10 protein-coding genes are annotated in these 10580 nt (G+C 37.0%); 4 read left to right on the forward strand and 6 right to left on the reverse strand.

The annotated features are described in order from the left end of the window. Window positions 1-30 precede the first annotated feature (30 nt). Together EF384_RS03930 and EF384_RS03935 are read right to left on the reverse strand one after the other, a co-directional pair. A complete protein-coding gene (locus EF384_RS03930; RefSeq protein WP_123779685.1) occupies window positions 31-855 on the reverse strand; it encodes an NAD kinase in 825 nt (274 codons plus the stop codon). Between the two features lie 116 nt (window positions 856-971). After that, a complete protein-coding gene (locus EF384_RS03935; protein ID WP_123779696.1) occupies window positions 972-1574 on the reverse strand; it encodes a GTP pyrophosphokinase in 603 nt (200 codons plus the stop codon). Between the two features lie 211 nt (window positions 1575-1785). Here EF384_RS03935 and EF384_RS03940 point away from each other — a divergent pair, with 211 nt between their 5' ends. Both EF384_RS03940 and EF384_RS03945 read left to right on the forward strand, forming a co-directional pair. Then, window positions 1786-2385: a CYTH domain-containing protein gene (locus EF384_RS03940; RefSeq protein WP_123779686.1), complete on the forward strand. Its 600-nt coding sequence runs from the start codon at window positions 1786-1788 to the stop codon at window positions 2383-2385. 186 nt (window positions 2386-2571) lie between these two features. Beyond that, entirely contained in the window at window positions 2572-3267 is a 696-nt protein-coding gene (locus tag EF384_RS03945) for a DsbA family protein (protein WP_123779687.1), read from the forward strand. Window positions 3268-3588: 321 nt separating this feature from the next. On the opposite strand, the gene pepF is transcribed toward EF384_RS03945, so the two are convergent. The 3 genes from pepF to trpS form a co-directional block, all read right to left on the reverse strand. Then, complete coding sequence (gene pepF, locus EF384_RS03950) at window positions 3589-5385, reverse strand: oligoendopeptidase F (protein ID WP_123779688.1); 1797 nt, start codon at window positions 5383-5385, stop codon at window positions 3589-3591. A 68-nt stretch (window positions 5386-5453) separates the two neighbouring features. Continuing rightward, window positions 5454-6509, reverse strand: a complete 1056-nt coding sequence (locus EF384_RS03955) for a competence protein CoiA (protein WP_123779689.1) — start codon at window positions 6507-6509, stop codon at window positions 5454-5456. Between the two features lie 110 nt (window positions 6510-6619). Then, window positions 6620-7615: a tryptophan--tRNA ligase gene (trpS, locus tag EF384_RS03960; RefSeq protein ID WP_123779690.1), complete on the reverse strand. Its 996-nt coding sequence runs from the start codon at window positions 7613-7615 to the stop codon at window positions 6620-6622. Window positions 7616-8065: 450 nt separating this feature from the next. On the opposite strand from trpS, the gene spxA reads away from it, so the two are divergent. Together spxA and EF384_RS03970 are read left to right on the forward strand one after the other, a co-directional pair. Beyond that, complete coding sequence (spxA, locus tag EF384_RS03965) at window positions 8066-8482, forward strand: transcriptional regulator SpxA (RefSeq protein ID WP_123779691.1); 417 nt, start codon at window positions 8066-8068, stop codon at window positions 8480-8482. 132 nt (window positions 8483-8614) lie between these two features. Further along, a complete protein-coding gene (locus EF384_RS03970) occupies window positions 8615-9340 on the forward strand; it encodes an adaptor protein MecA (protein WP_123779692.1) in 726 nt (241 codons plus the stop codon). A 47-nt stretch (window positions 9341-9387) separates the two neighbouring features. On the opposite strand, the gene EF384_RS03975 is transcribed toward EF384_RS03970, so the two are convergent. After that, window positions 9388-10287 carry a magnesium transporter CorA family protein gene (locus EF384_RS03975; protein WP_123779693.1) on the reverse strand — a complete coding sequence of 300 codons (900 nt, stop codon included), beginning with the start codon at window positions 10285-10287 and terminating at the stop codon, window positions 9388-9390. Between the last annotated feature and the right edge of the window lie 293 nt (window positions 10288-10580).

Genomic DNA, 10580 nt, shown 5'->3' on the forward strand with positions numbered 1-10580 from the left:
TCCTTCCCTACCAATAAAATATTGTTTATTTTAACTTCTTCTTCTCGGTGCATCTTTGACCCCGATGAATGAATTCTCCACGCGGTCCCAGAAATGCATGTGACGATAGCGCGCAAAATGCACCCGTTCAGGCGCTACCCGATAAGTAATTTGTGCCACATTTGAAATTTGATATGTTAAATGATCGAGTGATAAAAATACGCCCGTCATATCGTGATCTTCCACCGGTTTCACAACAATCCATTCGTCTTTGGCAATCAGTATAGGGCTCGCCAACGACCGGTACACACGGTTATTAATTGATGCAATCTCCGTCAACTGAATGGTATCCAAACGTGGATGGACAATTGCCCCACCAAGTGATTTGTTCAAACCTGTTGATCCTGTTGGTGTGGAAATACATAAGCCATCACCTTTGAAAAATTCGAATTTTTCTTCTTTAATGAAAATTTCGCTGGTCATGGTACCTTCATAACGACGGATAGCAGACTCGTTCAAGGCAATATGGCGCTCTTGATGACCGTCTTTATATTCAATCGTTATTTCTAAAAGCGGATAGGAGACACTTTCACCAGAATCATTACGTAAAGCTGCTAAGAATTCAGGCAATTCACTTTCCGTCCAATCAGTATAGAAGCCCAAATGACCTGTATGCACACCCACAAAGCGTACTGTATCTAATTTGTCTGCATAAGTATGGAAAGTTTCTAATAGCGTTCCATCGCCACCAATTGAAATAGCCAATTCTGGATTCTCATAATCCAATTCAAACTCAGAATTATCAATGGAAGCTTTTACTATGTCGTGAATTTTCTTTGAATTATCGCCGTCTCTATAATGAACTGCAACTCTCATCCTATATCCCCCAAATCATTCCTCGTGCACTTGTTACATTGTTGATGATATAAAAACACAGAAGCACTTAGAAGAATCCATTATTCCTCACAGATGCTTCTGTAGTTTTATCCAAGCTATGCGTCTTTAATTTCCTCACGTATAGCGGACATTTCCTCATCTAATTGAAAAGCTGCTTCTGCGGCTCTTTCTAAACGTTTGTGTAATTCCATTGGGTAATCACCAGCATACTTGTAATTCAATGAATGCTCAATTGTTGCCCAGAAGTTCATTGCTAAAGTCCGAATTTGAATTTCAACAAGGATACTGTCTGTCCCTGTAATACGTTCAATTGGATATGCAATCACAATATGATATGAACGGTAACCACTCGCCTTTTTATGGGTAATATAGTCACGTTCTACAATAATATCGAAGTCTTCACGGTTATGTAAAATCTCCACAACACGATAAATATCTTCCACGAATTGACACATAATTCGAATACCACCGATATCCTCGATGACATCCTCAATATTTTGCTCATTCATTTCAACGACTTCTCTAAATTTAGCTTTTCTCAAGATAGAATCTGGTCTTTTTACACGACCAGTTACAAATTCGATTGGGGATTGAAGATTCGCTTCTTCAAATTCATTTCGAATACCTTTAAATTTTACTTTTAGTTCCTCGACAGCCTGTCGATACGGCGCAAGAAAACTCTGCCAATCTTCCACCATTTCGTCACCCACTTTATATAGTATAAACACATAAGCATCCCACTTATTCTAACACAATTTCATCTATATTTATAACAAAAAAGGCAAGCAAGGGCAAAGTTTGCATACTTACAGCAAAATAATTTCTTTACGCTGATATAAAGCCTTTTAGTGTAAAGTTTATGTAAATCTTGTTATACTAAACAGTGAAATTAGAAAAGGGGCGTTTACCATGACAAAAAATATTGAAATTGAATATAAGAACCTGTTGAGTGAAGCGACCTACAATCGATTATTTCAGGCGTTTGCATTCGACCAAACACCTGCCTTAACACAGACAAATATTTATTTTGATACGCCAGATGGTAAATTACGCGAGCGACATATTGGTCTTCGGGTTCGTATCACTGATACCTATACCCATCTAACCATGAAACAACCAGTTGCCGATCATCAAAAACTAGAAACAACCGACAAATTGACAGCAGCTGATGCTGAAACGATTGTCGCTACTGGTAAACTAACAAATGGACCAGAAATTGCTAAGATTTTAGCGGAATTTGATATTGCGTTAAATGACCTTGTCATTATTGGTCAATTCAAAACCGTTCGTCATCAACAAACCGTTGAAGGTCATACAATGGTATTAGACCATTGCTACTTTAGCGCGTTTGAAGATTATGAACTTGAAGTTGAAAGTCACGATGCTGAAAGTGGTCAGGCATTTTTCCAAGAAATCTTGCAAAAATACGAAATTCCACAACAAGTCGTGAAACAAAAAATCCGTCGTATGTCACAGTCAGCAGCGGATCCAATTATCGAACAAGCGTAACTTCTTTATGCAGAAGGTATTTTTACCCGCTTAAAAGAAATCATCGCCGAACCATATAGATTGCAATTTTAAATTCCAGCTGATAGAATTGGGCGATAGCTTAGATTTGAAGTACGTATTCAGACAACAATGTAACATCCATGAAGAAATAGAACTGTAAAAAAATAAATAGTAAAGGAGTAGAAAATGGCACAGAAAGTAACCCAAACAAATACTGGTAAAGACAGCGGCCTTGTTCCCTGTAAACACAACCACGTATTTGAAGTATTCTTATTTGTGAACCCACTAGGTGATGCCTGTTTGACTTGTGAAGAAGAAGTATTAAAATTCGTCAATCAAACAGAAAATAAAGTGTATTTCCGCATCATCACTACCAGTGACATGCAAACATTTAATAATTATGTAAAAGCTTTAGATCGTCCATTGACCCTAGCCGAGCGTAATGAACTGTACTTAGCGCACCAAGAAGTCTGTAAGGCCTATAAGGCAGCACTACTTCAAGGCAAAAAAGTTGGTCGTGGCTTCTTAATGAATATCCAAGAATATTTTGGTCGTCAAGGGAATCCATACTCTCATGAAAAAATGTTAGAAATTGCCGAAGCCAGTCGCTTAGACATGGAAATGTGGCAACAAGATATCGATTCTGATTTGACCAAAAAGAGTTTGGTAGCTGATGCAAAACTTGCACGTCAAATGCAAATTTCAGTTAACCCTACTGTCGTAATTTTTGATAATATTAATTATAAATATGGTCTGAAAGTCGAATCAAACATCACACAAGAAAACTTAGAATCATTAACCAACCAAATGATGATGAAATCTGAGGAAGCAATGGCGCTTGAAGCAAAAAACAGCCCACGCTTAACTTGTATTAAAAAATAATCAAAATGTAAAAGCGTTGAGATGTTAGGTCTCAACGCTTTTTTTGGTGGTTTTGTTGGGGGTAACTTATTCTAGAATGAAATCCTATACTTGAATATTTTGCTATTTTCTCAAATATGAAGTGCCATATTTGAGAATTTCGCCTATTTTTTCAAATATGAAACTTCATATTTGAATTTTTTCCTTGATTTGTCGACTACGAAATTTCATATTTGATATTTGAACCCCATTTATCAAATATCAATTTTCATAATTGATATTTCATCAACTTTGAATACAAAAAATCCTGGAGGTGATCCCTCCAGGATTTTTCAGCTTACATTATTTATTCAACAATGCTTTTAATTCGTCTAACCGTTCTTTGAATTGTTCTAGTGTTTCTTCAATGTATGTAGCATTAGTCATGTCGATGCCTGCTTTTTTCATGACATTGATTGGGAAGTCTGATGATCCAGATTTCAAGTATGTTAGGTATTTGTCAACGGCTCCGTCTTCGCCTGCTACCATGCGTTTTGCTAAGGTGTTGGCTGCAGAGAATCCTGTTGCGTATTGGTATACGTAGTAGTTCATGTAGAAGTGAGGAATACGAGACCATTCTAAGGCAATTGTACGGTCGTCGCCAATGGCTGGACCATAGTATTTTTTGTTTAGGTCAAAGTAGTTGTCACTTAGGAAATCAGCAGTTAACGGTTGACCGCTTGCGTCTGATTCGTGCATGAATTTTTCGAATTCAGCAAATTGTGTTTGACGGAAGATTGTACCTTTTACACCATCTAAGTAGTGGTTCAAGATATAAATTTGTGCTTCTTTGTCTTTGATTGTATCTAATAAGTATGATGTTAATAGGTTTTCGTTAGTTGTTGATGCGATTTCAGCAACGAAAATTGAGTAATCACCATAGACATAAGGTTGGTTTGTACGAGTGTAGTATGAGTGCATTGAGTGACCTAATTCGTGTACTAAAGTATATAGGTCGTTCAATGAATCTTGCCAGTTTAATAGGACATAAGGGTTTGTGTCATAAGCACCAGATGAGTAGGCACCTGAACGTTTACCTTCGTTTTCGTACACGTCAATCCATTTTTCATCAAAGGCTTTTTCTAAGTCTTTCAAGTATTGTTCACCCAATGGCGCTAAGGCTTTGAAAGTGACTTCTTTTGCTTCTTCGAATGTAAATTTGATTGGTGCTTCACCAGTTAATGGTGTGTACATATCCCACATTTGTAGGTCGTCGATACCCAACATGTCTTTACGTAAGTTTACATATTCGTGTAATAAACCTAAGTTTTTATGTACGGTATCTAGTAAAGTATCGTACACACTTTCTGGAATATTGTTATTATCTAAGGCTTTTTGACGTGCTGAGTCGTAGTGACGTACTTTTGCAGTATAGTTGTGGCCTTTGATATTACCAGACATCAATGATGCATTGGTATTTTTCACTGCGTCATATGATGCATACAATTGTTTAAAAGCTGCTTCACGAACTGCTCGGTCGCTACTTTCTAATAAGACACCATAAGAACCGTGAGATAAAGTGACTTCATTGCCCTCTTCATCTTTTACTTTACCGAATTTTAAATCGGCATTGTTTAATAGTGAGAATGTTGTAGATGAGTTGCCAAAAATTTCACCAGCACCAGCTAATAATGATTCTTCACTTGGTGATAGTACATGTGCTTTTTTCGCAAATAAGTCGCGGAAGAAATGACCATATTCTTCTGATGATTCCAATGTTGCTTGAATATCTTCAGATACAGTCAGTACTTCTGGTTCGAACCATGAAATTTTTTCGCTAACTTGCGCTGCTAATGCGCCAGCTTGGCTGTTGTAAGTTAGGTATTTGTTGTCACTAGTATCTTGATCGTGTTTCAAGTGTGCATATACATATAAAGTTTCTAGTTCACGACTAACAGCTAGTAATTCTTCTAGTGCAGCCACAACTTGGTCAGCACTTTCTGTTAATGTGCCTTTGTATGATGCAAATTTTTCAGTTTTCGCAGGGAACGCAGCAAAGGCTGCTTCATAAGCCTCGTCACTTGGAAAAATGGTGGTTAAGTCCCATTGAAATTCACTATCTACTTCATTTCTTGGTTTTGCTTCAAAAATTTTAGCCATAATTACCCTCCGTTTTTTTAATGATATTATCATTTTAACATAAGGCAAAGTTTTCCTACACTAATTTGCTATGACAAATCGTAATGGTCAATGAGTGCCTGGATATAGGTTTGAAACATTTCTTTGGTAAATGGCGCTTGGTCATAAAAACATTCGTGGTCATACATATAGGATAGGATTTCGGTCAAGGTTTGTCCTTGTTCAGCAAGTACCTGATAGATGACTAAGAAATGCCAATCCACATGTTTGGCAAAAATGGCTTGGTGGCGGTAGGAAAATATGCGGTGATTGAAATGTTGGATGTATTTGCTATGCAAATATAAAAAATCTAGCAGACGTTTTTCATATTGATTGGGGCTGACTAGGATAGATTGAATAAAACGATGGACATTTTTCGGTAAGCTGGTAGTTTCAATCTTAATTCCCTGGTTGTCAGCCGCTGCTGTTTTTGACTGAAAATAAAAGTCTGTAATATATTTGGGTACTTTCATCATCATTTTACGAACTGCTTTACCGTAAACATCAATATGCACAAGCATTACACATTGCTTGTCCTCATACCAATAAGGCAGGCATAAACCAAAATCCGGAATTTGGATTATAAAGGGCCGTAACCGGTTCACGACACTAGCCTTGGGGTTTACACCTTTTGGACTTTTAAAGATACTGGCATAGTCTGACTGGTAGCCTAAGAGCCATACAACAGCTATGCCAAAAATACCATAGTCTACCTGTCTGGCTACGACAGCTTTGCCTGCTATCGGTGAATATTGGATTTCAATCGTCAAATCTTCTGCGATGCCTGACTGTTGATTCACAAAGACATCAGCTCTTCTTGCCTTGTCTTCAATTGGGTATTCAAGTTGGCAGGTGAAGTGTTCTGATTGTAACTGTTGTGCAATCAAGAACTTAGCTTCTTGGTGAAGATCAGATTCGCCCATGCCCCGATGGTCTACTTTTTGGTGAAAATGAGCGAAGTGTGGTCTAGTCTGTGGTCCCATTTTAAAAAATACGGCTTGTTTACAATGTGGGCAGTACCATTTTTTTGCCGACTGCACTAATCCTAGTTGGACAATATCACTCGCCCTAACGTATCTACCCTCACTTGTTTGCGCAATATCCATTTTCTCGCCTCCACTATATCTATACGTAATTTACAGGGAGAGGCGTCAATTTTGGCCGAAAAAAATCCCAGACCTTAAGTCCGGGATTAAAATTATCTATAATAATTTGCTTATCTAAAACCGATAGCTTTTTCCATCTTAGCTAATGTTTCAGATGCGACTTCATTGGCACGTTTTGCACCGTCAGCAAGAATATCATCTAATTCAGAAGATTCCATTAGTTTATCGTAACGTGCTTGCATTGGTTCCAATACAGAGATTACAACGTCAGCTAGGTCTTGTTTGAATTTACCATAACCAGCATCAGCGTATTCATTCACGATGTCGTCAATTGAACGTCCTGACATTGATGAGTAAATTGTTAGCAAGTTAGAAACGCCTGGTTTGTTTTCTTTATCATATGAAATTTCACCAGATGAGTCGGTAACTGCAGATTTAATTTTCTTCATGATTACTTTAGGATCGTCTAGTAATGAAACGAAACCTTTTTGATTTTCATCAGATTTACTCATTTTCTTCAATGGGTCTTGTAAACTCATGATACGTCCACCCTCTTTTGGTGCGTAGAATTCTGGCATTGTTAGGATGCCTTCTTCTTTTTTACCAGTAAAGCGGTTGTTGAAACGTTCAACGAAGTTACGCGTTAACTCTAAATGTTGTTTTTGGTCATCCCCAACTGGTACTAAGTCTGTTTGGTAAAGGATGATATCTGCAACCATTAATGGTGGGTATGTTAATAAACCAGCACTAACTGAACCTTGTTTAGCAGATTTGTCTTTGAATTGTGTCATACGTTCAAGTTCACCAAGTGGTGTTAAACATTGCACCATCCATGCTGCTTGTGCATGTGCAGGTACTTGGCTTTGGATGAAGATAGTTGCTTTCTCAGGATCTACACCTAAGGCAATATATAAAGCTGCTAATGAACGCGTGTTTTTACGCAATTCAGCAGGATCTTGGGCTACTGTGATAGCATGTTCATTTACGACACAGTAGTAAGCATCAAAATCATTTTGTAATTCGGTAAACTGTTTCATCGCACCGATGTAGTTACCGATTGTAGGTGTACCACTGGGTTGGACACCGGAAAAAATACGTTTTGTCATTTGTAATCCCCCTACTTAAATTCTCTATTATTATAGCATAGGAAAGCCTGCAATGTTTTGCAGAGGCTAAGACAAATAAAGATTTTCAGTGTGTAATTCCTTTCAGTGTACGTTCCTTATTAGCCGTGGCACCGGTGGGAGCCAATGTCTCCCTACCTTGACATCGAGCCTTGGTCTCGATGTCATGCTCTTTCACGGCTAAGGAACTACACTTCCAGTCATTTAAATTTGAACAATAGTAGCTTCACAAAAACTGTTCTGTCGAATATTATCTCCTCAAGAATAGCTAGCAAAAATCCAGAAACTATCATATTTGATAGTTATATTCATATAACCTATTAGTGAAACGTCAAAATTGGTTAAAAAAATACATGGAAAATTCACAAACTCTGTGCTATAATATATTTATGTTAGTTAATGAAATGTTGTTCACTTAAAGGAGAGATACACATGGTAAAATTATACATATCACCAAGTTGTACTTCATGTCGCAAAGCTCGAGCATGGTTAGAAGAACATGACATTCCTTATACCGAAAGAAACATCTTTTCAGAACCTTTAACGAATGATGAAATCAAAGCCATCCTACGCATGACAGAGGAAGGTACAGAAGAAATTATTTCTACTCGATCTAAAGCATTCCAAGAATTGAATGTTGATCTTGATGAAATTCCTTTGAATGATTTATTCAAATTAATCCAAGATAATCCTGGCTTATTACGCCGCCCTATTATCTTAGATGATAAACGATTACAAGTTGGGTATAACGAAGATGAAATTCGTCGTTTCTTACCAAGAAGCGTTCGCGCACTTGAATTACAAGAAGCTTTACGTTCATATGAAGAACAAGAAGCACAAGCAAACTAAAAATATCAATAAAATGTTATTAAATAGAAAGAAGAGTGCAAAATTCTGTACTCTTTTTATTTTTTTAAGTATAATACTTTAACAATTACAGTAATTAGATTACACTACTATTAAAAGATTGGGGTGATTCCGATGGAAATGGAATATATTAATGAAAATACTATCCGCGTGTTTATTGAAACTGAAGATTTGCTTGAGCGTGGTATCTCCTTTATGGATATCATGAGCAACCAACATGATGTTGAGCGTTTTTTCATGACGGTTCTAGAAGAAGTCGACGTTTCAAAAAAATTCCAACACACTGAAGCAATCACTTTCCAAGTAATGCCTAAGCGAAATGGTATCGATTTATACATTAGCAAGGGTTTTGGTGAAGGCAACGATGAAGAAGATGCCTTCCAACAATTAATGGATACAATCAGTGAACTTGAAGATGAAGATAGCGCTGCGAAAGAAAATGTCGAAAAAATTAAAGATTTTTCTGAAGGTCAAGAAGCAACTGCTGAACCTAAAGATAATCTTGATGGTATTGACTGGAGCAATCCTTTCTTGGAAAATAAGAAAGTGGAGAAAAAAATCACTGTGGTTTTCCACATTCTAGAAGATTTTATTGCCTTTGCGCGTGATTTTAAAGACCAACATACACAAGTCGACTTATACCTTTACAATGATTTATACTTTGCCTTAATTGCTTTTGATGCAGATGAATTATCAAATAAAGAAATTGAAGTCTTATCTTACTTGGCGCAAGAATACGGTGAATTATCTACCCTTGACGGTGGTTTGATTCGTGAACGTGGCCTTGAAATTGCAAAAGGCAATGCTAGCGAACAAATTCGTTCAGCCTTCCAAAAATAGTATTATCGAAAGAACCAGCCTTCCCTAGCGGAAGACTGGTTCTTTTTTTATAATATTCTTTTTAGTACATAGGATAAAGTTACCCAAATAATCCCACTCATGGCAATGATAATGATCCAAGCCATTGGATTGTCTGATAAAGGTAATGGCACATTCATACCAAAGAAACCTGTGATAATCGTTGGTATAGTTAATAACACAGATAAGACCGTCAAGATACGAATGGTCTCATTCAAGTTGTTATTCAAGACGTTATTATAGGAAACAGATAGTTGTTGCAGGATTTGAGAAGATAATTGGGTCATTTCCACCAACTGTTTCGCCTCAATTAAGGCATCATCTAACTCTTCCTTTTCATCTTCCGTCAAACGTTTGTATATAGCATGGGTTTTAATTTGATTCAATAAGACAGCATTTTGTTTTGATGCAGATACTAAGAAAACAATCCCTGTTTCTAAATCGGATAGATATAAGAGATTTTTCTTCGTTGTCTCTTGTTTCAATTTATTATTTACACTCACACGTTCACTATTAATTTCTTCAATATAAGGGAAGAATGAATCCGTAATATAGAATAAACTAGAAAATAGAAATTCAAACAGGGTTAAGCCAGAATCACGTGCCAGCATGTTTTTCATATGCACGTATAGATACTGGTTCTTTTTATTGGTAATTGTGATTAGCGTTTGATTGGTGATGATAAAAGTCATCGGAATGGTCTCATAATGGTTATCAATTTTGGTTTGATTGGGTACATTAAAGATAAGGACCAGCGTGTTAGTACTCCTATCGTAATCCAAATGGGCTCGTTCATTCTTATCTAAAGTATAGGCTAGGATTTGATCATCAAGATTGTATTCTTCGAATAAAGCACGTAATTCTGTTTCATTGTCTGAATTCAAGTTGATCCAATGCGTTTGATCATTGTGGAAAATTGTTTTTGACATTTTGCTACTCCTATCTTTAGGTCAAATTGGCTTCTTCATTCTCAAACTTTTTGCTTAAAAACCTTGAAGCGTCCGACACTAACAGTCCTAATCATAGCATAATTCACAAGTGCTTGTCTTGTTCCACTAAAAAATTTCCCCAAGCAAAAAAAGTGGGGCAAAAGTATTAAAAACTTCGATTTTCGGCCTTTCAGTGTACGTTCCTTATAGCCGTGGGACCGTCTGGAGCCAAGGTCTCCAGACTTGAAATCGAGCCAATGTCTCGATTTAATCCTCTTTCACGGCATAGGAAC

The sequence above is a fragment of the Aerococcus agrisoli genome (genome assembly GCF_003797145.1).
GTDB classification, from domain to species: Bacteria; Bacillota; Bacilli; order Lactobacillales; family Aerococcaceae; genus Aerococcus; species Aerococcus agrisoli.

Coding starts and splice junctions, on each gene's coding strand:
- EF384_RS03930 (WP_123779685.1), bottom strand. CDS start 855: ATGAGAGTTGCAGTTCATTATAGAGACGGCGATAATTCAAAGAAAATT.
- EF384_RS03935 (WP_123779696.1), bottom strand. CDS start 1,574: ATGGTGGAAGATTGGCAGAGTTTTCTTGCGCCGTATCGACAGGCTGTC.
- EF384_RS03940 (WP_123779686.1), top strand. CDS start 1,786: ATGACAAAAAATATTGAAATTGAATATAAGAACCTGTTGAGTGAAGCG.
- EF384_RS03945 (WP_123779687.1), top strand. CDS start 2,572: ATGGCACAGAAAGTAACCCAAACAAATACTGGTAAAGACAGCGGCCTT.
- pepF (WP_123779688.1), bottom strand. CDS start 5,385: ATGGCTAAAATTTTTGAAGCAAAACCAAGAAATGAAGTAGATAGTGAA.
- EF384_RS03955 (WP_123779689.1), bottom strand. CDS start 6,509: ATGGATATTGCGCAAACAAGTGAGGGTAGATACGTTAGGGCGAGTGAT.
- trpS (WP_123779690.1), bottom strand. CDS start 7,615: ATGACAAAACGTATTTTTTCCGGTGTCCAACCCAGTGGTACACCTACA.
- spxA (WP_123779691.1), top strand. CDS start 8,066: ATGGTAAAATTATACATATCACCAAGTTGTACTTCATGTCGCAAAGCT.
- EF384_RS03970 (WP_123779692.1), top strand. CDS start 8,615: ATGGAAATGGAATATATTAATGAAAATACTATCCGCGTGTTTATTGAA.
- EF384_RS03975 (WP_123779693.1), bottom strand. CDS start 10,287: ATGTCAAAAACAATTTTCCACAATGATCAAACGCATTGGATCAACTTG.